This window comes from Lactococcus sp. FSL W8-0209, from assembly GCF_038006585.1.
Lineage (GTDB): Bacteria > Bacillota > Bacilli > Lactobacillales > Streptococcaceae > Lactococcus > Lactococcus lactis.
In genome coordinates, this window is record NZ_JBBOVN010000001.1 from 385,948 (window position 1) to 407,960 (window position 22,013).

Below are 22,013 nucleotides of genomic sequence, written 5' to 3' on the forward strand. Positions count from 1 at the left end.
ATAATTAGTTTTTTACAGCAAGTGATTTAGTATGTGTAAAGTAGTTTATTAAGTTAAAGACAACCAGAATTGCTGAACCCACAAAGACATAACGATAGTCAATAAATCCAGCAATAGCTGAACCAAGTAAGGGACCTGCAAAAGCACCAATTGATTGAGCAGATTGATTATAAGAGAAAATTCGACCAGTAATAGCTTGAGGAGATTCTTTTGCTAGGATGGCTTGAACTGAAGGGAGAATTGCCGCATCAGAAACTCCGACAAGTAGTCGCATAACAATTAAAAACCAAACATTAGTTGTCATTGCTGTGATTGAGAAGACGATTAGTGAAAAGAAAAGTCCAAAACCAAGTATTTTTCTTTGACCAACTTTATCACCTAGACGGCCTAAGAATGGAGCAGCCACTAATGTAACAATTCCTGGGGCAGCAGCGACAATTCCGGCCATGAAAGTAATGTTTCCTTGACCATGCATAAGTTCTTGGACATAGAGTGAAAGAACAGGATTAATCGATTGATTGGTCATTTGAGTAATGAGGGTTGCAAAAAACATGCCCCAAATAATGGCTGGGTGGGTAACAACTTCCCAAACTTGTTTATAGGAAAGCATGTTTTTCTTCTCAACGGGCTTAAATGTTTCTTTGACAAAAACTAAAGCAAGGAAAAAGACGAGAAACATAATGATTCCTGTGACGCTAAAAACGCGACGATAACCAGTTATATTAACAAGTATTCCGCCAATGATTGGACCGATAAGAGTTCCAGCAACAGATCCTGTTGTAAGGAGCGATAAGACGGCCCCTGATTTTTCCTTTGGTGCAGAACTGGCCATTAAGGCCATTGAATTAGAAACAAAACCGGAAAATGCCCCAAGTAGCATGCGTAAAATAAGCAATTGCCAAGCAGCTGTAACAAAAGCCATTAATGAAATTGAAATTGCCATCCCAAGAGAAGCGCGTAAGAGCATCAATTTCCGACCTTTCTGGTCAGCTAATCTTCCCCAAAGGGGAGAAACGATTGCTAAAACAATAAAAGTGGATGAGAAGACCAAGCCTGACCAGATGTTTAATTCCGTTTTTGAGTAATGGCCAAGTGTACTGATGTAAAGTGATATAAAAGGGGCGATAAGGCTTGAACCTATCCCCGTCATAAATGTCCCAAACCAAAGGACAATTAAATTTCGTTGCCATGATTCTTTCATGAATGAATGTCCTTCTTTTTTGATGTATTCATAATAATATTATAAAACTATTGTTCGTAGTTTGTCAATGACGAAACATTGCTTGAAAAAGATTGAGAATAGTTTTATACTGATAGTAAGATAGTTTGAATCGACTATAAAAGTTCAAACTTCGAGTAAACTTTCGACATCGAAAGTATTGAAAGGAATCCAATTATGGCAAGGATTGCATTGACTCGTGATAAAATCGTTCAAGCTACTATTGAACTAGCTGGTAAAATTGGTCTCTCTAATGTTAGTTTTCCGCGCTTAGCTGAGTATTTTGGAATTAAAGCTCCGTCACTTTATAATCATTTTAAAAATATGGAAGAAGTACGTGTGGCAACGGCAGTCTACCTCCAAAAAGAATTAAACTATGAACTAACTCATGCAATGGTGGGACTAACTCCTTTGGCAGCACTTAGGGCTTATGCTGAGAGTTATAAAAGATTCGCTGAAAAATATGAAGCAGTTTATGAACTGATTAATGTAATACACCAAACAAATAATGGGGAACTTGAATATTTGGCAAAAGAAAATATTCGTTTGGTTCGTCGAAGCTTGGAAAATTTTCATTTGTCAGAAGAAGAAAATTTTCATATCAGTCGGATGTTTCGCTCAACGCTTCATGGATTTATCACTTTAACACAATTAGGATATTTCCGTCAGTCTGGATCAATTTCTAAAGAAGAATCCTTTACTTACATGGTTGATCATCTGCTTAGTCGTCTAGATAATCCAGAAAATATTTAAAAATACCTTGTTAAATACATGGTATTTTTAAATGCTAAATGTAACTGATAATCCCTTCGTTCTATATAGAACGTTTTCAAGTGATATAGTGACTTTTTAGCAAGTTTATGATAAAATTAATACGATAATTTCTAAAATGGGAGAGAGTGGCTTGGCTATAAAAAAAACATATCGCGTTAAACGCTCAAAGGATTTTGACCAAATTTTTTCAGCGAAACATAGCTTTGCCAATAAAAAATTTGTGGTCTATAAATTAAACACAAATCAACCTCATTTTCGTGTAGGTCTATCAGTAAGCAAAAAGCTTGGTCATGCGGTTTTACGTAATCGAATTAAACGTCTTTTACGCCATGCCATTGCTGAATTTAAGCCTTATTTGACAGATGAAGATTTTGTAATTATTGCACGTTCGGGTGTTGAAACACTCAGTTTTGAGGAAGTAAAGAAAAATCTAAAACACGTTTTGAAGTTGTCAAAAATCTATGTGGATGGAGAAAACGATTGAAAAAGAAATTTAGTTTGATCGCAATGGCAGGGGCAGCTCTTTTGTTGCTTACAGCTTGTGGAACAACAGCTGTGACAAGTAGTTCAACCAACCTTTGGGACCAAATTGTATATGGTTTTGCACAAGTTATTCGTTTCTTGTCATTTGGTGGTTTGACCGGAGTTGGTATTATTTTATTCACGATTGTTATTCGGGCAGCATTGCTTCCCTTGATGAATATCCAAATCAAATCTAGCCAACGTATGCAAGAAATTCAGCCAGAAATCAAAAAAATTCAGGCTAAATACCCAAGCAAAGATATGGAATCTCGTCGTTTGATGAACGAGGAAATTCAAAAACTTTATGCAGAAAATAAAGTCAACCCTTACATGGGTTGTTTACCACTAGTTGTTCAAATGCCAGTGCTATGGGCACTATATCAAGCCTTGTCTCGTGTGGACTTTTTGAAACACGGAACTTTCCTATGGTTTGAAATTGGTGCTAAAGACCCTACTTTTATTTTGCCTATATTGGCTGCGGTCTTTACTTTCTTGAGTTCATACTTGATGATGAAATCTGCTCCAGAAAGAAATGCAATGACAACTTCAATGACTTATATCATGCCTATTTTCATCTTGATTATGGGGGTTAACTTTGCTGCTGGGATTGCACTCTACTGGGTAATCTCTAATGCTTTCCAAGTATTCCAAACAATGTTGTTGGCAAATCCATACAAAATTATTGCGGCGCGTGAAGCTAAGGTACAGGTCGAAAAAGACAAAATTAAAGCTCGCGAAAAAGCATTGAAGAAAGCAAGAAAAAAATAAAAAATACCATTGGCAGTTTTTATTTTAATTTGGAAGTTGTGCTAGAAATTGTCAATAGGCTTTATCATATGACAGGAGTAGTTTTATTATGGCTATTTTTACTGGTGAAACGGTCGAAGATGCAATCGAACGTGGCTTAAATCGCTTAAATGTTAAGCGTGAAAATGTTCATATTCATATTGAACAAAAAGAAAAAAAGGGTTTCTTAGGATTTGGAAAGAAACGGGCTCGGGTTAATATTGAGCCAATCCATGAAGAAACAGTGCGTAAAGCTGACCATTTAGCAGAACGTGGTGTGGATGATACAATTAATCTTGGTGTGCCTAAGTCACAATCTGCTATGGAAGCAACACTTGAATTAAGCCAAGTGGTTAAAGCTGTCCGTGCGGCTGAGAGAGAACAAAATGGTGAAATCACTGAAGAAGAGCGTAATGCGATTATTGAAGTGGCTAAAAAGACGGTTGTTCAAAATCGTCAAGGAACAGCAGACCTCTCTGATGTGGTTTCTGCTGTTAAAGAAGAAGTGGAAGCGAAGAAAGAAGTTTCAAACGAAGATGAAAAAATTGCTTCAAAAATTTCAAGCTATTTAACAACTATTACACAAGAAATGGGAATTGCAACGCGTGTTTCAGTTTCTCGTGACGGAAATTTAACAGTTTTCAATTTGACTTCTAATCATGATGCTTTGCTTATTGGTAAACATGGTAAAATTTTACAAAGTTTGCAAATTTTAGCTAAAGCTTACGCTAATAGTATTTTGAATACACGAATGAATATTGCTGTTAATGTGGGTGATTATCATGAAAAACGTAAAGCTTATATCGTAAGTCTTGCTCATCGTGCAGCTGAACGTGCGCGTGGCGGTGAAACTGTTTATATTAATGATTTACAGTCTAATGAACGTAAAATTGTTCACACTATTATTGGTCAGGAAAATGGTGTATCAAGTCATTCAGAAGGACAGGAATATAATCGCTATATTGTTGTGGCTAAAGAGATTTAGCCTTGACAAAAGACCTTTCATAGTGTAGAATTGTAAGGTATGCTTTTAATAGCAGTAAAAAGATGAAAGGAACACCGAAAAGGTGGAGCTACTTTCAACCAAAAGTGAAGTAGCCCAGGGACTTATATAAAATGAAACGTACTTACCAACCACACAAAAAATCTCGTAAGACTACTCACGGATTCCGTAGCCGTATGGCAACTAAAAACGGACGTCGTGTCCTTGCAGCTCGTCGTCGTAAAGGACGTGCTTCACTTACAGTTTAATTTGTAAATGAAATTGAAATCAGCCTATGGCTGATTTTTTTTATTTGATTATTCCTAAATATGGCAGGAGTCGGTTGATGATTAAATATATTTTGTTAAACGGTTTCATTAATTGTGTTATAATGGTTTTATCAAATAATTAGTGAAATTTTTTCCTTTGTTGATTGAAGATAAGGTGAAATCTCACGCTTAAAGGAGAGTTTTGTCGTGAAAAAATTCAAAATTGGTGAACTTGAAGCTTCTCAAATTATTTTAGGTTGTATGAGAATTAATGAAGAGGGAAAAGATCCGGTTGCTGTAATTGAAAAATCAGTGGAGCAAGGGATAAATTTCTTTGACCATGCTGATATCTATGGGGGTGGAGCTTGTGAATCGATTTTTGCAGATGCTCTAGAAAAATCGTCAGTAAAACGAGAAGATATTATTTTACAGTCAAAATGTGGAATTGTTCCTGGAAAAATGTTCGATTTTTCAAAAAAACATATTATTGAATCGGTTGAGGGGAGTTTATCTCGTTTAAAAACTGATTATTTGGATACTTTGCTCTTGCATCGTCCAGATACTTTAGTCGAACCTGAAGAAGTAGCTGAGGCTTTTTATGAATTGGAAAAAGCAGGGAAAGTACGTTATTTTGGGGTTTCTAATCAAAATCCTGGTCAAGTTGAACTGTTGAAAACAGCGGTGAAAGAGCCATTGTTGTTTAATCAATTACAGTTTGGCTTAAAACATACGGGAATGATTGATGCTGGGATTCATGTAAATATGAGTGATGAAGGTTCTTTTGTTCATGATAATGGAATTTTAGAGTATTCTCGTATTAATAAGATGACTATTCAGGCTTGGTCACCTTTCCAATATGGTTTCTTTGAAGGCGTCTTTGTTGGAAATGAAAAATTCCCTGATTTGAATAAAAAATTGGAATTTTATGCAGAAAAATACAATTCTACTCCAACTGGAATTGCTGTCGCTTGGATTAATCGGCATCCTGCCAATATCCAAACAATTATTGGAACGATGACATTGAGTCGAATTGAAGAAATTGCTGCTGCTTCAGATATTGTCTTAGAACGTGCGGAATGGTACGACTTGTACATGGCGGCTGGAAACATTTTACCTTAAATATAATTAAAGTAGGAGACTAGTTTAAAAAAACTAGTCTTTTGATTACTTTTTTGGGAGGAAATCTGATGGATTTTTCTAAAAATTCAAGAAAAAGAATGACAGTAAGGTAAAAATTTTTTCAAAGTTAGAAATTTTTGAGAAAGTTAGTGATGAAGAATTGATAGAAATTTCTGGAGGAAATTTTTCTAGTAATCTTCGACAAAAAAGGATTATATTGGGGTTGACACAAAAAGAACTTGGGAAACTGCTTTATTCGAGTAAACAAGCTGTCTGTAATTGGGAGCACGGGCGACGTGAACCGAGTTTAGAACTTGTTCAATAGATGGCAAATGTGTTTAAATGTTCAATAGATGATTTGTTAAAAGATAGTGAAAATATAAACTAAAAGTACACAAAAAGAATATTAAAGTGGTATTAACTAAATATTCAGAAAAGTTTAAAATATATTTGTAATTAATTACGAAGATGCCGAAATTCGATGAGCCTTTCTAGTGGAAATGTTTATTGACTAAAAATGCTCAAAACGAGTCCGGAGTGGACTAGAAAGTGTGTTTTTATGGAATTGCAAACTATTTTTGAAGAATTTGAAGTGTTGACTGATGAGGAATTGATGGAAGTTAGTGGAGGAGGGGGCGTAACTGGGAATCATTCCGTGAGTTCTTTACTGTCTGACGGTGGGTCAGGCGGTGGGGGAGGTTATGATGTGGTTGAAAATTACACTAATAACTTCCTTAAACGTGGATAAATAATTAAGTAATTTCAGCTAATGACAAGGAATGCGAGTGCTTTGCATTCCTTGTTTTGAATGTGTGAGGTTAAAAATGGGGAAAACAGATAAAACAACGATATTCAATAAGTTAAAGAGCATACTTTTAGTCTTCGGGACGACAATACTTTATCTTGGACCTGGTGCTTTTGTTCCAATGGAGGCAGTGCATGATTTTTATCCAAGTTTATTTTTAGTAATTTTGTTGATTATTTTGTATATTGCAATTAGAAATGGTGTTTTTGCGCATTTTAAAGAAACTTTTCGCTTGCAAAATTTGCTTTGGCTTCTTGGGTTTGTAATTGTGGGATATATTCTCGGTAATATTGCACACTATTTATATCTGCGATTTGTTCCTGCACTTGATACAATCGTGGAAAATGAAGCTACTAATAATCTCGTTGACTCTTTTTTACCAACTTGGTTTGTATATGTTCTTATGGTCATCATTGCTCCAATTTGTGAAGAACTAACATTTAGGGAATATTTTTATCGTTTTTTTAGTCATAAATGGCTAGCTTATATTTTAAGTATTCTTCTATTTACATTAATTCATACTAGGTTGACATGGAGTTTTTTTGAATACTTACCAATGAGTGTAATCATCACAAGTACTTTTCACCGATATAAGCGTGTGAGTGATAGTATTATCGTTCATGGAGGATATAATCTAATGGTTTTGATTTTTCATATTATTATTTAATATAGAATTTATTATAAATAGATTTGTTATTTTTTATTAACGTGGGGGCTTTTATGATTGAACGTATAAAAAATTTTTTACGGACTAAATTAAAACCGCTTTTATTGCTATTAGTGACGGTTATTCTTTACAATGGTTGGACTCCCCACTTGGGGATTTTTCCACCAACTTTCTATGATTTTGCTTTTAATTATTATGGATTTGTGGATATTTTAACTTTTTTAGTAATAATAGTTATTGCTTATAAAAATGATGCTTTTAAAAAGATTTTTGATATATTTCGTCCAAAAAATTTGTTATTTATTTTGTTTTTTATTGTTGGTGGAAATATTTTTATTGCTTTGGCACATCATTTATATTTTCAGATGACACCAGCTTTAGAAGCTTTTCCAGAACATTCAATATATTTGGTAAATTATTTTGCACGGACTCCTTTTTGGTCGCATTCATTAGATTTATTCGTGATTGGACCGATTAGTGAAGAGTTGATTTATCGGGAATATCTTTATCGACTTTTTGATAAAAAATGCTTGGCTTGTTTTGTGAGCGTCACTGTGTTTGCATGGGTGCATACTGGTTTTACTTACTCTTTCTTTTTATATCTGCCCATAAGTTTAGTTGTTACTTTGGCCTATCACCGGCGTAAAGCAATTGGGGAAAGTATCGCTCTTCACAGTTCAATAAATCTGATAAATACTTATTTACCAAATTTATTAAGCTTTTGGGTATTCTGAGTAACTAGTGATTAGGCTTACTATTCTTTGGTAATTTTCAAATTAAAATTCTCTTTTTATTTAAAATTTAAAAGCCTTGATAGAAGGCTTTTATTTACTTTAATGGAGAAAACGGTTGAATTCAATCAAAAAATAACGTATAATTAACATGTATCTAAGAAATTTTTAATGGGATATTTCTGTCAGTAAATAAAATGATTGTCTTCTAAAAATGTGGACATCAGTTGGCTGACGGGATGGAAATTATTGATTTTTAGTTTAATCTGGCTTTACAGATAAATTTAAAGGAGGTGTCTTATGAGTTTTACAGATGAAACAGTCCGTTTTGAATTTGGTGATTCGGACAAGAAAGAAATTGGCGAAACACTCGTTGATGTTTACAATGTGCTTGAGGCTAAGGGTTACAATCCTATCAATCAAATCGTGGGTTATGTTTTGTCGGGAGACCCTGCTTATATCCCTCGTCATGATGATGCGCGTAATAAAATTCGCCGTTTTGACCGAGATGATATTGTTGAGGAATTAATCAAGAATTATTTGAAAGATAATGGTGTCAATTTATAGTGTTTGCACGAATTTTAGGGCTTGATGTCGGAACAAAAACTGTGGGAGTTTCTGTCAGTGATTTACTTGGGATGACCGCTCAACCTGTTGAAACCATTAAGATTGACAGTGAAGCCGGTGAGCTTGGCTTTGAACGTTTGGGCGTTTTGATTAAAGAATACAAACCTGAAAAGGTAGTTCTTGGTCTTCCAAAACATATGAACGGTGATGAAGGGATTCGTGCCGAAGCATCACGGGATTATGGCACAAAGTTGGCCAATGAATTCGGTTTGGAAGTCGCTTATCAAGATGAACGATTGACAACTGCGCAAGCTGAAAAAGTATTGATTGATGGTGGAGTGCGTCGTAAAGATCGCAAAAAATCAATTGATAAATTGGCTGCTGTTTTGATTTTACAAAATTATTTGGATGCTCATGCATTAAAATTATAATTTTTGGTTTACTGATGAAAGCTTTAGTTTATTTGTAAGTATAAAAATACTGACAAGTATTCGTAGGATTTTCTGTCAGTAAAAGTTGTCTATTTATTTTATTATGAATAGCAGAAAATTCCTCTAATTAAGGATGAAGAAAAGGAAATAAAATGACTCATACACATGATCACGAACATGACCATAATCATGAACCTGACTATATTACTTTGGTTGATGAAAATGGAAACGAAAGCTTGTTCCAAATTTTGATTACCATTGATGGACAAGAAGAATTTGGCAAAAACTATGTTGTTTTACAACCTACTGAGTTTGAAGAAGATGAACAAGGTCTTATCGATGTTTTGGCTTACTCATTTACTGAGAATGCTGACGGTACTGAAGGTGATTTGCAACCAATCCCTGAAGATGCTGAAGATGAATGGGATATGATTGAAGAAGTCTTCAATAGCTTTATGGATGAACAAGAAGATTAAAATAAAAAGCTGTCATTAACTGACGGCTTTTATTTTTTTAAAAAGCTGGCTAAGGCTAGAGCACCAAGCATGGCTACGCAAACCAAGCCAATAGGAGGCCAAAACCAAACAATTGGAAGGGATATTCCTAATATGATGAAGATATTTCTGCGGGAAATACTATGTGTAAGCTCTTTGTATTCTTTATCTGGATTTTCTTTTAGAAGTTCATGATCCATGACATGAAATACAGCTGTCCAGAGAAAGACGATGACCAGATAGAAGAACTCAGGAAGAAATTCAGTTGCATGTTTTCCGACCCAACCAGTGGTGAAGGGGAAAAATGACATAATAAATAGCCAGAGTGTATTCAATAAGAATATTTGAGGAGTAATATTTTTAATATCACGATAAAGTTGATGATGATTATACCATACGGTCATAATCATAGAAAAGCTCAAAGCATAGGCTAAAAGTGGGATGGTTAATTCTGTCAGAGCAGGCCAGCCACTTTTATCAGGGGTTTTAAATTCTAAAACCATAATCGTTGCAATGATGGCAATAATAGCATCTGTAAAAGCCAAAAATCTTTCTTTTTCCATGGAATTATTTTATCATAAATGTTAAGATTTGCTTACGCTTTTTTCAAAAAACAATAAAAAAGTTGCTGACCAATCTGTCAGTAACTTTTTTATTTATTTTTTAAATTTACGCTTTAAACCATTTTTAGCGACATCTTTAATGACTTTGTTACGTAAGCCTGGTTCATAGTTATCATAAATTGTTCCGTCAAAATTAATAATTTGAGCATTATGATTTTTGTCATCAAAAATAAATTTACTAATCATTTGAGCTGTTTCTTCAGGAGATTTTACAAACGGACTATCCCCAACTTTTGCGCCATTCAAATCTGTTGCAACTGCACCAGGCATAACAGCAAAGATTTGTTTTTTAGATTTATCTTTTTTGAATTGATGACCAAAAGCAAAGGTCATGGCATTTTGTGCGGCTTTTGAAGTGATATAAGCAAGTGGCATCCAATATTCTTGAGAAACGGGTACGGTGATGTTAATAATTTTAGCGTTTTCTGTCAGTGAATGTGGAAGAAGTTCTTTAATCACAGCATGTGTTCCCAAAAAATTGGTCTTAATTGTTTCTTCTAAATCAGTTGTTGAATAATCAAAAGCTGATTTTTCCATATCAAGGTGCCCTTTATCTGAATGAATATTCCCAGAAATTCCAGCATTATTAATAAGTAAATCAATATCTGTCAGTGCTGACAGGCTCGTCAATTGATTTAAGTCATCTAAATCTACTTTGACAAATTCGGCAGTAATTCCTTCGGCTTTCAGTTTTTCAACAGCTTCTTGTCCACGTGCTTCATTACGGGCTCCGACCAAGACCTCATAGCCACGATGACCAAGGTTTTGAGCAAGTGCAAAACCAATTCCTTTATTTGCGCCAGTGATAAGTGTTTTCATGATTTTTCTCCTTTGAGTTTTAATTGTCGCCTTTAGACATTTGTTGCTGGTCAATTAGATTGGAATTTAAAAACCAGTGACGGTGCCAATCTCCAGATAAAGCGGTAAAGGGAACAGGTTGTTGACCTGTTTTTTCTACTTTTTCTAGTAAATAATTTCGTAAAATCCAAGTGTCTTCGAGTGTTCTTTGTTTAAGATTAAATATTTTTTCAAGTTTTACTTCGCTAATTTTTAAATCAGTAGCAACTTCAGATTTGCTAAGTCTTGTGAGTTCAAAATTTTTACGGAGTTCTTTTTTGGTATTATGCATTTGAAGGGGATTAAGTGACATTTTTCTTCTCTAATCTTTCATTTTGGGAAAATAATTAGTGAGCATTTGTTGAGAAAGTAGTTTGGTGTTTTCGTCACTATTTACTTTGCCCATTTGGTGAAGTTGTTTAGCAAAACCAGCGTCAATCCGGTCTAAGCCATTTTCAAGTCCGGCTAAAGTTTCACTAATTAAGTCTGAAAGTGCCATGTTATTGGGTACGTCAGTATTTGTATGGCTTTCGAGATTTGTTTCAGCAACTAATGGTGGAACTAATTCGATGACTTTTAAAGTCTTTTCAAAATATTTAGCTTGTTCTCGAAGCGCATCAGAGTAAAAATGAACCCCAGCTTTGGTCAAATTGTAAATAGGGTGTGCACCGTCAGCCAGATTTGATAATCCTGATGAAACATTAATGACTAGTCCGTTATTTGCGACAAGGATTTTCAAAAATGCTTGTGTCACAGCAATTGTTCCTAATAAATTAATATGAATTTCTTCTGTCAGTACTTCCAGAGAATTGTCAGCTTGTTCAAACAAATTAATCGCACGCATAATTCCGGCACAGTTCATAATGACATCAAGTTGAGGGAAATTTTCTTTGATGAATTTGACTAATTGGGGGAGGGAGTCTTTGTCAGCAACATCACTGACAAATCCTGTAAAAGTTGGATTTTCATTTAAAATTTGATTAAGACGTTTTTCATTTCGGGCGGTAATGATGACTTTATTTCCTAATTCGGAAAACTTTTTAGCAAAACCAAGTCCGATTCCGCTTGTACCACCTGTGATTAAAATCGTATGTCCTGTAAATGTCATGATTTCTCCTTTTTATGAGGTTATTTTTTTTAACTTTTATAACCAACAAAATGAATTATAAACCAGAAAGTTATATTTGTCAAGAATTATAACTTGTGTTACAATTAATTTATGAATACACGTGAAAAGATATTAGGAAAAACAGAAGAATTTATCTTAGAGAATGGAATAGAGAAACTCACCATTTCAAAAATTGCTAAGGAACTCAATATTAGTCAACCAGCTATTTATAAGCACTTTAAAAGTAAAGATGAACTTTTAACGATACTTGCCCTTCGTTGGCTCAATGGTCAGACACTTGTAAAAATATTTCCTTTTGACACAAGCAAGTATCAACATCAAAAAGAGATTGTTCATGATTGGCTCTGGTCAGTCGCCATTGCCAAATATGAAGCACATCGAAAAACTCCAGAAATGTTTGCCTTATACACAACCTACATTGGAGAAAATTTAGAATTGGGGCGTAAACATATTTTAGAAATGGTTGAGAGTCTAAAGACAGCTGCTAAATTTGAAAGTGAAGAGGAAGCTGCTGCATATATTCAAGCTTTTGTTTATTTTCATCACCCAAAAATTGCCCCACAGTGGGATGACCAATTTCAAAATCAATTTGAAAATCTCTGGACCTTGCTTGAACCGAATTTAAATGCCTTTTAAAGTTACTGACAGACTTTTTGGATTTCTGTCAGTAACTTTTGCGATACTGTCAGTAAAAAAACCTGTCAATTGACAGGTTTTTATTCTTTAATTCGGAAAACCATAGCAGTTCTAGGTTCAAGGATTAGATTTAAATGCTCTTTTGACCAACCAAAACTACTTCTTGGACCAAAACCACCAAATTTTTGGTCATCACTATCGAAGATAAGTTCTGGTTTTTCAGGAAATTGGAGTTGAAGCTCTTGTTCATAACTAGGATGGAAATTAAAGACGAAAAGAAGTTGCCCTTTTTTGTAAGCTAGTAATTTATCCGAATTTTTTATCCAAAGTTGTTGGACAGGTTCTGGGCTTTCTAAAAACTTGTAATGTCGCTCTAGATTAATCATCGCTTGGTCAAATGCCAATAAATATTGGAAACGCAAATCTTTATTATCAGCTAAAGACCATTGTCTTCTAGCATGTTGGAAATCATCATGATTTTCTTGACGCGGAAAATCAAGCCATTCGGGGTGGCCAAATTCATTACCCATGAAATTTAAATAACCCTCACCAGCCAAACTAAAAGTAATTAGGCGAATTAATTTATGAAGCGCTATAGCACGGTCAATTTTTAGAGATTGACTATTAAGGTCCATTTTCCAATAAATCTCTTCATCAGCTAACCACATCATAATCGTTTTATCACCAACTAAAGCTTGGTCATGACTTTCAGAATAACCAATATTTTTTTCACCAGGACGTCGCGTCGTTAATTCCCACCAAAGACTCAATAAGTCAAGACTATTATCCGTTTTTTCTTTCAATTGTTTAATCCAAAAATCAGGAATTCCCATTGATAAACGGTAATCGAAACCAATTCCACCACTTGAAATAGGTAGGGCCATTCCCGGCATGGCTGACATATCTTCAGCGATTGTTGTTGCTGATGGATTGAATAAATGTGTTAATTCATTTGCCAACATCAAATAAGTCACCGCTTCGATATCTGTATTGAGCGAAAAATATTTGCTGTAATCAGTAAAAGCAGTCCCTAAACCATGATCATGATAAAGCATTGAAGTCACACCGTCAAAACGAAAACCGTCAAAATGATAGGTATCCAACCAAAATTTAAGATTTGAAAGTAGAAAATGAATCACTTCATCTTTGCCATAATTAAAAAGTTTTGTCTTCCAAGCTGGATGATTTCCTCGTTCACCTTCATGAAAATACTGATTTTCTGTCCCATCAAAATAGTTGAGACCATCTTCGATATTTTTTACAGCATGTGAATGAACCACATCTAAAAGCACTCGCAAACCCATACCATGAGCTTGATCAATCAATTCCATCAAATCTTCTGGCTGACCAAAGCGACTAGAAATTGCAAAGAAATTGGAAACTTGATAACCAAAACTAGCATAGAGCGGATGTTCCATAATTGCCATCAGTTGAATAGTATTGTAACCAGCCTTTTTAATTCTTGGTAAGACATCGCGCGTGAATTCTTTATAAGAATTAATTTTATATTCTTCAGTTGAAATACCAATATGTGCTTCATAAATCAAAGGAGCTTCTTTTAACTGAGGGGCTTTATTCTTCCAATCATATTTTGGTTGAACAATCACTCCATCCAATTCATGGCGCTCATTGGGGACAGCAAACATAATATAAGAGGGAACACGATAAACTGTTTCACCAGAAGGTAAAAGCAGCTTAACCTTCACCTTAGAACCCACAGGTAGCATACCCGGAATTGAAATTTCCCAAGTCCCACCATAGGCCTGTTTCAACTCAAAATTGTTTTTCCAATTATTGAAATCTCCAACCAACCAAGCTCTTTTAGCATTTGGTGCCCATTCGCGAAAAGTCCAGTGTTTACTTTCTTGTTGAAAGCCAAAATACTTATAACCATTAGCAAAATCAACAAGCGAACCATCAGTTCCTAAAAGCCGTTTTTTTGTTCGAGCAAATTCAAAAAGCCGCAAAGACAAATCTTCTTTGAAAGGTTCCAAATAAGGGTCATAATCCAAAATATTTAGAGGCATAAGCTATTCTCCTTTTTACTGAAAATCATTTCTAGCACTATTTTATCACTTTTGCAAAGGTTTTCACAATGAAATTCCCATATAAAACAAAAAATATTTACTGACAGAGTGGGTCAGTAAATATTTTTATTCATCATTAAAACCAAACCAAGGGTCTTCCTCACCTTCGAGTGCTTCTTGACCAAAAGAAACTGTTTCTGGAATTTTGGGAGCATTAAAAAATTGCGAAGGAGTTGCTACATTTTCTGTCAGTAAATTTTTTTGGTCAGCAACTTTTTCGTCATTAAAAAGATGAGCTTCTAGGCTTTGAATATAATCATAAAACTCTGTCAGTAAATCATGATAAGCCTTTAATTCACTTGTTTTATTTAAATTTTTATAATTAGCCTGAAACTCTCCCCAACGTTCAGCAATGTGCTTACTTTTCATAAAATCATTATAATCCATATTTGTTCCTCGTTCCTTTCTCTTTATTATACATTATTATCCTTAATGCTTAAGCGGATAATATTTATTATTTAAAATAAGACTCAATTTAGAGGTGTAATGTAAAAATAATAAAACGAAAGTGAAACTTTCCCCTTTTAAAAAAGTATTATCTTTTTTTTTTTTGTTATAAAAGTCGATTTAGAATCAAATTTTTAATTTTTATCGGTCTTTTTTTATTAATCATTTAAATATTTATGAAATATTAAAAAAGGGGCTAATGGCTTTATGGAGCCATTATGTTGCAAAAAGGCTATGTTAGGAACAAACAAAAATATAAATAAAAGTAAGACAATAGAATTTAATGTACGAAATTTATTACACATTTGTATTGTATTATGCTATAATGTCCTAGAATCAGCAATTTTTATAAGAGGATGTAATTAATAAAATACATCGCTTACAAAACTGATTTAAAATCAAAAGGAGGACATTATGAAAAGTAGAAAAAAAGTTATTTCTATAATTTTAGGTTTAATGCTGCTTTTACAATATGTTATTACCCCAGTTGGAGCAATTGCAGGAGCAATAAATGAAGAAACAAATGATTCGGATATAACATTAAGTCAATTTAAAATAGATGAATCCGAAAGTAATGCTGATTTAATGACATTTGATTTAAGTCTCAAGATTAATCAGTCAATATTGAAAAGTAAAACAACTACTATTGAATTAGATAAATCAATTAAAATTAATGAACCAAATGAGGCTAACAGACAAAAGTCAACAGCATCTTATACTGCTGACGAAAATAGATTGACAATAGACCTTAATTCACTAAATACAAGCGAAGTGAAAGTCAATTTTTCAATCTCTAAAGAACTTTTGAAAAACTTTGAGCGATTAACAGCCAAATTAAATGATAGCCAAGTTGATGTATTGTTGCCAAAAACGAGTTCAACTTCAGAAACCCCAAGTCAGTCAACTTCCACTGTGACTCAAAATACTGTTACACCTGAAATCAAAGAAAAAGAAAGTAGTACGACTAAACATTCAGAGCAAGCTATAAAAACTGTGGAAAGTCAAGATATTCGTAAACTTCTAGAAGACTTAGGAATTTCACCAGCGACTATTATCGACTCAGCTAAGGTCATATATCTTGATAAAGAAGGAAAACCTTATCCAGATCAAACAGATGTTCCGATAGATGCAGAAGTTCAAATCGATTATACCTGGAGTATTCCAGAAGATATTTTACCATTGAAATCAGGAGATTACTTTGATTTTAAACTTCCTGATGGTGTAACGATTGAGCAAGCGACATCGTCACTGGGAGATTATGGAACCTATACAATTAATGCAGATGGAACCGTTCGTTTCGTCTTCAATGAAAAAGTTGAAACCTATCATGATATTAAGGGTACCTTTCATTATGATGCACATTTCGATAAGACAATTGTTCCAGGAGAAGTTGTAGTTGATACACCAACGGAGTAAAATTTTCCCCCTTCAGAAATTCATGTTCGGCCAACCTATGACCAAGCAATTGATAAATCAGGACATTTCGATAAAACTCCAAATCCTAGTAAAGTTATTTGGGAAATAAATATTAACCGTCCATTAAATACAATGGAAAATGCTACACTTACCGATCCAATGCCAGAAGGAACAACTTATGAATCCGTCGAAATTTACCCTGAGACAGTTGGAAAAAATGGAGAAATCATTTCCATTGATAAAGAACATCCTTTAGTAAAAGGTACAGATTATACTGTTGATTCAAATGGAAAAATTACTTTTATTGGTAAATATGCTACCACCGATCAAGCATTCAATGTTGTCTATACAACAACTATCGATGAAAGTAGTTTTCCGGAAAAAGAGGGAGCTGTAAGCTTTAAAAATACAGCGACATTAAATGATGGAAAAACAGATACCAATGCAAGTGCCTCTGTTACTGCGCAATATAAAGGGCCAATTAAAAAAAATGGACCATTTACAACAGGGAACGATCAAATTTATAATTGGAATATAGAATACAATTATAATGAAAAAAATCATAAAGCAGGGTCATTTATTGAAGATACCATGAGTGATGCCATCGAGCTGGTGAACGGAAGTGTTAAACTTTATAAAATTACTTTTGATAGTAACGGAAAAGAAATTAAAGGTGCTCAATTAAAAGAAGGGGAAGATTATAAACTTGTACAAGACCCTGATAATCCTCAAAAATTTAAAATTGAGTTTATTACTGATATCGATTATGCAGTAAAAGTTGAATATCAAACGAAGGTTAAAGATATCGTAGATGGAAATGTTACCATTGATAACTCAGTAACAACTGATACGGGAGATAACAGCGAGTCAGGTGGTAATGCAACTCAACAAGGAATCGTTAAAAATATTGATGGAGATATTGATTACGAGAATAGAGAAATTCCATGGAAAATAGATATTAATAGTGCAGGCTATTGGATGGAAAACTGGTCACTTGAAGACAAAATGTCTGAAGGATTGACTTTCCTTGAAAATACTTTCCAAATTATTGATAAAACTGCTGGAAATAAAGTACTCTCCCCAACAGAATATACACTGATAAAAACAACAGCAGGCTTTTCAGTTTCCTTTAATTCCCCACTTAAGGAGGGGACAGATCATAAATATCAAATTAAATACAAAACAAAATTTGATACTAGTGTGATTGATAATGGGTCTGGTCATGAAGGAGATATCAAATTTGTAAATGATGCTTCAATGACTTGGAAGGATAAAAATGGAGGAGATCATACTAATAATGATCATAAAGAATTTAAACCAATACCTCCGTTCCAATATAATGGACAAAAATCTGGTTCATATAATGCAACCAGCAAAAAAATTACATGGACAATTGCAGCAAATTTCAATCAACAAGAATTAAGCAATGCCTCAATAACTGATCCAATCTCTGATGATCAAAACTATGTTTCTGGAAGTGCTAAAATATATGAAGCTACGATTAATAAAAATGGTACTTATACTTTAGGTGCTGAAGTTACTTCAGATATGGGAATAAAAATAGTAGAAAGCAAAGGAAGTGTTAAGGTAGAACTACCAGATGGAAGCACAAAAGCCTATGTTCTAATATTTGAAACAAGTCTAGAAGGTAATCTCATCAATCAGAAGGAGTACAAAAACAAAGCGACATTTACAAATAAGGACATTTCACATGATTTAAGTGCTAGTGTTACTCCAGCACATCAAGGAGAATTCGTAACGAAAGATGGTTCACAGTCAAGTACAGATTCTAATTATGTAAATTGGAAACTTACAGTAAACGCCTCGCAATCTACCTTAAAAAATGTTGAAGTTACCGATAATCCTTCCTCAAATCAGTATATTGTAGCAAAAGATATTCTTATTTATGGAACAAGTATTGATGCTTCTGGTAATATTACTGAGAACAAAAATATTATTCTTGAACAAGGCAAAGATTATTCTGTTGATATCCAAACTGATAATTCTACAGGGGCTCAAACAGTTAAAATTAAATTTTTATAAGAAATTAACACAGCATATGTTGTAGAATATCGTGCATTAATTACTTCTGACAAAGCTAATGATGTGGTAACTAATCAAGCCCATATTACTGGAGACAACGAGAAAACAATAGAACAAGATGTTGAAAAAGATGTACCCGTAACTAATCATAACGGAAGTGCAAACGGATCAAAAGGTTCAGTTACTTTGGAAAAAGTGCTCCCGGCAAAGCAAAACTTGCGGGAGCTCATCTTCAACTTTGGTCTATCGGTACAGATGGCAAAAAAGATAAATTAATTCGTGAAGGAGATACCGACAAAAATGGTGATTTAAAACTTGGGAATTTGCGTGTTACTGATTATCTTCTTATTGAAACTAAGGCCCCAACAGGGTATACACTTGATGAAGAACTAGTCAAAGGTAAGAAAATAACAGTTTCAAAAGACGGAGAAGTTTCTAATTTCCCAATTCAAGACGTTGAAAATGAACCAACGAAAGTAATCTTGAAAAAAGTAGGACTGACCATTGAAAATGGTAAAGAGGTAAAAAATCCACTTCAAGGTGCAGAATTTAAAGTGCTAGACAGCAACGGTCAAGTTGTTTCAGGTTACGAAAAACTTACTTCTGACAGTTCTGGAAATGTAACGATTGAAAAACTAACACCTGGTAAATATTCACTTGTTGAAACCAAAGCCCCAGCGGGTTATATTTTGGACCCAACCCCAATTGACTTTGAGCTTAAAGCCAATGAAGAAGGAATCATCCCAGATATCAACTTGGAAAAAGTTAACTATCAGGGTTCAGCACAACTCATTAAACATAACAGTAATGGTCAAGCTTTATCAGGTGCGATTTTCAAAGTTATTGATAAAGATGGTAATACAATCCAAACTAATTTAAGCTCTGATAAAGATGGTAAAGTTACGGCTACTGGTTTAGCGCCGGGAGATTATTCCTTTGTTGAAACCAAAGCTCCAACAGGATATATTTTAAATACAATACCAGTTCATTTTACAATTTCAGCTGAAGAAGAAGGCCAGCCACAAATGGTTATTGCCTCGGATAATTTTATCAATTATCAAGGTTCAGCCGAATTAATTAAGCAAGATAACGAAAGTCAGCCACTTTCTGGTGCAGTTTTTAAAATTGTTGATAAAGCTGGCAAGACAATCCAAACTAATTTAACTTCTGGTAAAGATGGTAAAGTGGTAGTTGATGGATTAGCCCCCGGAGAATATTCCTTTGTTGAAACCAAAGCTCCAACAGGATATATTCTAAATACAATACCAGTTCATTTTACAATTTTAGCTGAAGAAGAAGGTCAGCCTAGTCTAATAATTGCTTCGGATAATTTCGTTAACTATCAAGGTTCAGCTGAATTAATTAAGCATGATAGTAAAGGTCAAGCTCTAGAAGGAGCAGTCTTTAAAGTTATTGATGCGGATGGCAAAGCAGTCAAAGAAGGCCTGACTTCCGACAAAGATGGTAAAGTAAGTATTGATGATTTAGCCCCCGGAGAATATTCCTTTGTTGAAACCAAAGCTCCAACAGGTTATATTTTAAATACTATTCCTACCCCTTTTACAATCTTAGCTGAGAGTGAAGGTCAACCTCAACTGGTTGTCGCTTCAGACAATTTCGTTAACTATCAAGGTTCAGCGGAACTGATTAAACATGATAGTAAAGGTCAAGCTCTAGAAGGAGCAATCTTTAAAGTTATTGATGCGGATGGCAAAACAGTCAAAGAAGGCCTGACTTCCGACAAAGATGGTAAAGTAAGTATTGATGGCCTATCACCGGGAGATTATTCTTTCGTCGAAACACGAGCACCAAGTGGTTATATTTTGAACACTACTCCTGCTAATTTCACCATTTCAAGTGAAGAAGAAGGTGAACAAAAAGTAGTTATTGCTTCAGATAATTTCATTAATTACCAAGGTTCTGCTGAGTTAATCAAGCATGACAGCAAAGGAAACTCTTTATCAGGTGCTGTTTTCAGGGTTATTGATGCTGACGGACAAACAGTCAAAGAAAATTTGGTTTCCGATAAAGAAGGTAAAGTTTTAATCAAAGACCTCGTACCAGGAAAATATTCCTTTGTTGAAACACAAGCACCAACTGGATATATTTTGAATACTTCTCAAGTTGATTTTACGATTTCAGGCAAAGAAGAAGGTCAACCCCATGTAGTTATTGCTTCAGATAATTTCATTAACTATCAAGGTTCTGCTAAATTAATTAAGGTCGATGAAAATGGTAAGACATTGTCGGGTGCGATTTTCAATGTTATTAATTCCGATACTCATGAAGTAGCTATTGAGGGAATAAAATCAGATGCGAATGGAGTAATTAAGGCAGATAATTTAAAACCAGGGAAATACAGTTTTGTTGAGACTAAGGCGCCAACTGGCTATCAGTTGAGTCAGGAAACGAAAACTTTTGAAATTACAGCAAAAGCGGAAAATCAACCTCAAGTAGTTAATAGTGGAAAGTTCATTAACAAAAAACTTCCATTGAACCCTAAAAAATCAGAATTACCTAAGACGGGAGAGCAACACAATACCTTAATCTCTTTAGTTGGTCTAATAATGATGATTTCTGCTTTACTTGTACTTTTTAAAAGACAAAAATCATAAAAATAAATAAAAAAACATGGCACTCGCCATGTTTTTTTATTTTCAGAAAGAGTTGCTGAACGATTATTTAATATGTTTTTATGACTATGGAAAACTAGTTATAAAATTAAACTTTTAATTGTCGAAAACTAAGAAAAAATAGAAAAAAAGAGGTTAATTTGATTTTTTGTAATTTCTTCTTAATATTTTTTGTTTTTTTGAAATTTAAAATGGAAGTTGCAGGCCCAAATAATGATTAATGCAGATTTATCGAATACTCCATATCTTCAATTTATCAATATTCTTAGGCCTATAATGAAACGGTAATATATAAATTACATCGATAGCGTTAACAGTTCGACTGCTCTAGTAAAGAGCGAATAAGCTCACTTTTAATGACATAGTTGCTTTAGTTACCTAATATTAAAAAAAGTAAAATAAAAAATCACTGCTTTAGAGGGCGGTGATGTTTTATTTTAAGCATTCTTTGTATTTTATAATCATGTCGTTCCGAAAAATACTAATTTTTCGGAGACTAGCAATAGAAAAAGCCCGAAATGCTCAATAATAAGTATAAAATATTGCGAAATAAAGTTCAAAAAAGGCTCTATATATAGTTAAATAAATTGGTTAAGGAGAGGCTATAAAATAAGGATAGTAATTTTAAAAAGAGAGAATTAAAGAACAAGAATTAAAGAAAACACTAAAAAATTAAGTAGTCAATGAGAGACATTTTCTTCTATTTGAATAGAATTTGTTACTCTAGCCAATTTTTCATCATACAAAAAAAGAGAAATTCAATTACAGCATATTGATTATGACTTTAGAATAATTT

The 22,013-nt window shown here is 33.9% G+C and carries 25 protein-coding genes; 18 read left to right on the forward strand and 7 right to left on the reverse strand.

The annotated features are described in order from the left end of the window. Positions 1-4 precede the first annotated feature (4 nt). The gene (locus tag MKX45_RS01950; RefSeq protein WP_340816742.1) at positions 5-1,201 is read right to left on the reverse strand and encodes a multidrug efflux MFS transporter; all 1,197 of its coding nucleotides are present in this window, start codon (positions 1,199-1,201) and stop codon (positions 5-7) included. 195 nt (positions 1,202-1,396) lie between these two features. On the opposite strand from MKX45_RS01950, the gene MKX45_RS01955 reads away from it, so the two are divergent. The 13 genes from MKX45_RS01955 to MKX45_RS02015 all read left to right on the forward strand — a co-directional run bounded on the left by MKX45_RS01955 (position 1,397) and on the right by MKX45_RS02015 (position 9,348). Next, positions 1,397-1,972 carry a TetR/AcrR family transcriptional regulator gene (locus tag MKX45_RS01955; protein ID WP_003131814.1) on the forward strand — a complete coding sequence of 192 codons (576 nt, stop codon included), beginning with the start codon at positions 1,397-1,399 and terminating at the stop codon, positions 1,970-1,972. Between the two features lie 136 nt (positions 1,973-2,108). Continuing rightward, positions 2,109-2,477 (forward strand): ribonuclease P protein component, encoded by a 369-nt coding sequence (rnpA, locus tag MKX45_RS01960; protein ID WP_003131815.1) that lies wholly within the window; start codon positions 2,109-2,111, stop codon positions 2,475-2,477. Beyond that, entirely contained in the window at positions 2,474-3,283 is an 810-nt protein-coding gene (locus MKX45_RS01965) for a YidC/Oxa1 family membrane protein insertase (protein WP_010905140.1), read from the forward strand. Before rnpA ends, MKX45_RS01965 begins: the two co-directional genes overlap by 4 nt. Before the next feature lie 88 nt (positions 3,284-3,371). After that, positions 3,372-4,286: an RNA-binding cell elongation regulator Jag/EloR gene (gene jag, locus MKX45_RS01970; RefSeq protein WP_003131817.1), complete on the forward strand. Its 915-nt coding sequence runs from the start codon at positions 3,372-3,374 to the stop codon at positions 4,284-4,286. 131 nt (positions 4,287-4,417) lie between these two features. Beyond that, entirely contained in the window at positions 4,418-4,552 is a 135-nt protein-coding gene (gene rpmH / locus MKX45_RS01975) for a 50S ribosomal protein L34 (protein ID WP_003131818.1), read from the forward strand. Between the two features lie 207 nt (positions 4,553-4,759). Continuing rightward, a complete protein-coding gene (locus MKX45_RS01980; RefSeq protein ID WP_003131819.1) occupies positions 4,760-5,671 on the forward strand; it encodes an aldo/keto reductase in 912 nt (303 codons plus the stop codon). Positions 5,672-5,894: 223 nt separating this feature from the next. After that, positions 5,895-5,996, forward strand: a complete 102-nt coding sequence (locus MKX45_RS01985) for a helix-turn-helix transcriptional regulator (protein WP_340817251.1) — start codon at positions 5,895-5,897, stop codon at positions 5,994-5,996. 234 nt (positions 5,997-6,230) lie between these two features. Further along, positions 6,231-6,419: a bacteriocin gene (locus MKX45_RS01990; RefSeq protein ID WP_136122417.1), complete on the forward strand. Its 189-nt coding sequence runs from the start codon at positions 6,231-6,233 to the stop codon at positions 6,417-6,419. A gap of 76 nt (positions 6,420-6,495) precedes the next feature. Beyond that, the gene (locus MKX45_RS01995; RefSeq protein WP_240664814.1) at positions 6,496-7,143 is read left to right on the forward strand and encodes a CPBP family intramembrane glutamic endopeptidase; all 648 of its coding nucleotides are present in this window, start codon (positions 6,496-6,498) and stop codon (positions 7,141-7,143) included. A 53-nt stretch (positions 7,144-7,196) separates the two neighbouring features. Continuing rightward, complete coding sequence (locus MKX45_RS02000; protein WP_340816743.1) at positions 7,197-7,877, forward strand: CPBP family intramembrane glutamic endopeptidase; 681 nt, start codon at positions 7,197-7,199, stop codon at positions 7,875-7,877. A gap of 297 nt (positions 7,878-8,174) precedes the next feature. Continuing rightward, positions 8,175-8,441, forward strand: coding sequence for an IreB family regulatory phosphoprotein (locus tag MKX45_RS02005; RefSeq protein WP_003131820.1), 267 nt, complete (start codon positions 8,175-8,177; stop codon positions 8,439-8,441). Beyond that, positions 8,441-8,872, forward strand: a complete 432-nt coding sequence (ruvX, locus tag MKX45_RS02010) for a Holliday junction resolvase RuvX (RefSeq protein WP_003131821.1) — start codon at positions 8,441-8,443, stop codon at positions 8,870-8,872. Before MKX45_RS02005 ends, ruvX begins: the two co-directional genes overlap by 1 nt. A 152-nt stretch (positions 8,873-9,024) precedes the next feature. Then, on the forward strand, positions 9,025-9,348 hold the full coding sequence (locus MKX45_RS02015; RefSeq protein WP_003131822.1) for a DUF1292 domain-containing protein: 324 nt from the start codon (positions 9,025-9,027) through the stop codon (positions 9,346-9,348). A gap of 29 nt (positions 9,349-9,377) precedes the next feature. Here MKX45_RS02015 and MKX45_RS02020 read toward each other — a convergent pair whose 3' ends face one another. The 4 genes from MKX45_RS02020 to MKX45_RS02035 all read right to left on the reverse strand — a co-directional run bounded on the left by MKX45_RS02020 (position 9,378) and on the right by MKX45_RS02035 (position 11,934). Then, a complete protein-coding gene (locus tag MKX45_RS02020) occupies positions 9,378-9,929 on the reverse strand; it encodes a TMEM175 family protein (RefSeq protein ID WP_340816744.1) in 552 nt (183 codons plus the stop codon). Between the two features lie 93 nt (positions 9,930-10,022). Next, a complete protein-coding gene (locus MKX45_RS02025) occupies positions 10,023-10,808 on the reverse strand; it encodes an SDR family NAD(P)-dependent oxidoreductase (RefSeq protein ID WP_057719811.1) in 786 nt (261 codons plus the stop codon). 19 nt (positions 10,809-10,827) lie between these two features. Further along, positions 10,828-11,139: a DUF2316 family protein gene (locus MKX45_RS02030; protein WP_014570343.1), complete on the reverse strand. Its 312-nt coding sequence runs from the start codon at positions 11,137-11,139 to the stop codon at positions 10,828-10,830. Between the two features lie 9 nt (positions 11,140-11,148). Continuing rightward, positions 11,149-11,934 (reverse strand): SDR family oxidoreductase, encoded by a 786-nt coding sequence (locus MKX45_RS02035; protein WP_128267452.1) that lies wholly within the window; start codon positions 11,932-11,934, stop codon positions 11,149-11,151. A gap of 111 nt (positions 11,935-12,045) precedes the next feature. On the opposite strand from MKX45_RS02035, the gene MKX45_RS02040 reads away from it, so the two are divergent. Further along, the gene (locus MKX45_RS02040; protein ID WP_012896984.1) at positions 12,046-12,591 is read left to right on the forward strand and encodes a TetR/AcrR family transcriptional regulator; all 546 of its coding nucleotides are present in this window, start codon (positions 12,046-12,048) and stop codon (positions 12,589-12,591) included. Between the two features lie 80 nt (positions 12,592-12,671). On the opposite strand, the gene MKX45_RS02045 is transcribed toward MKX45_RS02040, so the two are convergent. Beyond that, complete coding sequence (locus MKX45_RS02045) at positions 12,672-14,618, reverse strand: alpha-amylase family glycosyl hydrolase (protein WP_340816745.1); 1,947 nt, start codon at positions 14,616-14,618, stop codon at positions 12,672-12,674. Between the two features lie 126 nt (positions 14,619-14,744). Next, positions 14,745-15,065 carry a hypothetical protein gene (locus MKX45_RS02050; protein WP_057719809.1) on the reverse strand — a complete coding sequence of 107 codons (321 nt, stop codon included), beginning with the start codon at positions 15,063-15,065 and terminating at the stop codon, positions 14,745-14,747. 474 nt (positions 15,066-15,539) lie between these two features. Here MKX45_RS02050 and MKX45_RS02055 point away from each other — a divergent pair, with 474 nt between their 5' ends. From MKX45_RS02055 to MKX45_RS02070, 4 genes are all read left to right on the forward strand, one after another. Further along, positions 15,540-16,541, forward strand: coding sequence for an Ig-like domain-containing protein (locus MKX45_RS02055; protein ID WP_340816746.1), 1,002 nt, complete (start codon positions 15,540-15,542; stop codon positions 16,539-16,541). 96 nt (positions 16,542-16,637) lie between these two features. Next, positions 16,638-18,584, forward strand: a complete 1,947-nt coding sequence (locus MKX45_RS02060) for a collagen binding domain-containing protein (RefSeq protein ID WP_340817253.1) — start codon at positions 16,638-16,640, stop codon at positions 18,582-18,584. Positions 18,585-18,647: 63 nt separating this feature from the next. Further along, positions 18,648-18,860, forward strand: a complete 213-nt coding sequence (locus tag MKX45_RS02065; RefSeq protein ID WP_340816747.1) for a hypothetical protein — start codon at positions 18,648-18,650, stop codon at positions 18,858-18,860. After that, entirely contained in the window at positions 18,830-21,199 is a 2,370-nt protein-coding gene (locus MKX45_RS02070; RefSeq protein WP_340817255.1) for a SpaA isopeptide-forming pilin-related protein, read from the forward strand. The genes MKX45_RS02065 and MKX45_RS02070 overlap by 31 nt, the downstream gene beginning before the upstream one ends. Positions 21,200-22,013 lie beyond the last annotated feature (814 nt).

Bases quoted from the DNA above. Each gene is read 5' to 3' on its own strand.
- jag (WP_003131817.1), top strand. From the start codon at position 3,372: ATGGCTATTTTTACTGGTGAAACGGTCGAAGATGCAATCGAACGTGGC.
- MKX45_RS01955 (WP_003131814.1), top strand. From the start codon at position 1,397: ATGGCAAGGATTGCATTGACTCGTGATAAAATCGTTCAAGCTACTATT.
- MKX45_RS02015 (WP_003131822.1), top strand. From the start codon at position 9,025: ATGACTCATACACATGATCACGAACATGACCATAATCATGAACCTGAC.
- rpmH (WP_003131818.1), top strand. From the start codon at position 4,418: ATGAAACGTACTTACCAACCACACAAAAAATCTCGTAAGACTACTCAC.
- MKX45_RS02020 (WP_340816744.1), bottom strand. From the start codon at position 9,929: ATGGAAAAAGAAAGATTTTTGGCTTTTACAGATGCTATTATTGCCATC.
- MKX45_RS02005 (WP_003131820.1), top strand. From the start codon at position 8,175: ATGAGTTTTACAGATGAAACAGTCCGTTTTGAATTTGGTGATTCGGAC.
- MKX45_RS01990 (WP_136122417.1), top strand. From the start codon at position 6,231: ATGGAATTGCAAACTATTTTTGAAGAATTTGAAGTGTTGACTGATGAG.
- MKX45_RS01995 (WP_240664814.1), top strand. From the start codon at position 6,496: ATGGGGAAAACAGATAAAACAACGATATTCAATAAGTTAAAGAGCATA.
- MKX45_RS02030 (WP_014570343.1), bottom strand. From the start codon at position 11,139: ATGTCACTTAATCCCCTTCAAATGCATAATACCAAAAAAGAACTCCGT.
- MKX45_RS02055 (WP_340816746.1), top strand. From the start codon at position 15,540: ATGAAAAGTAGAAAAAAAGTTATTTCTATAATTTTAGGTTTAATGCTG.
- MKX45_RS02045 (WP_340816745.1), bottom strand. From the start codon at position 14,618: ATGCCTCTAAATATTTTGGATTATGACCCTTATTTGGAACCTTTCAAA.
- MKX45_RS02050 (WP_057719809.1), bottom strand. From the start codon at position 15,065: ATGGATTATAATGATTTTATGAAAAGTAAGCACATTGCTGAACGTTGG.
- MKX45_RS02040 (WP_012896984.1), top strand. From the start codon at position 12,046: ATGAATACACGTGAAAAGATATTAGGAAAAACAGAAGAATTTATCTTA.
- MKX45_RS01950 (WP_340816742.1), bottom strand. From the start codon at position 1,201: ATGAAAGAATCATGGCAACGAAATTTAATTGTCCTTTGGTTTGGGACA.
- MKX45_RS02035 (WP_128267452.1), bottom strand. From the start codon at position 11,934: ATGACATTTACAGGACATACGATTTTAATCACAGGTGGTACAAGCGGA.
- MKX45_RS02000 (WP_340816743.1), top strand. From the start codon at position 7,197: ATGATTGAACGTATAAAAAATTTTTTACGGACTAAATTAAAACCGCTT.
- MKX45_RS02025 (WP_057719811.1), bottom strand. From the start codon at position 10,808: ATGAAAACACTTATCACTGGCGCAAATAAAGGAATTGGTTTTGCACTT.
- rnpA (WP_003131815.1), top strand. From the start codon at position 2,109: ATGGGAGAGAGTGGCTTGGCTATAAAAAAAACATATCGCGTTAAACGC.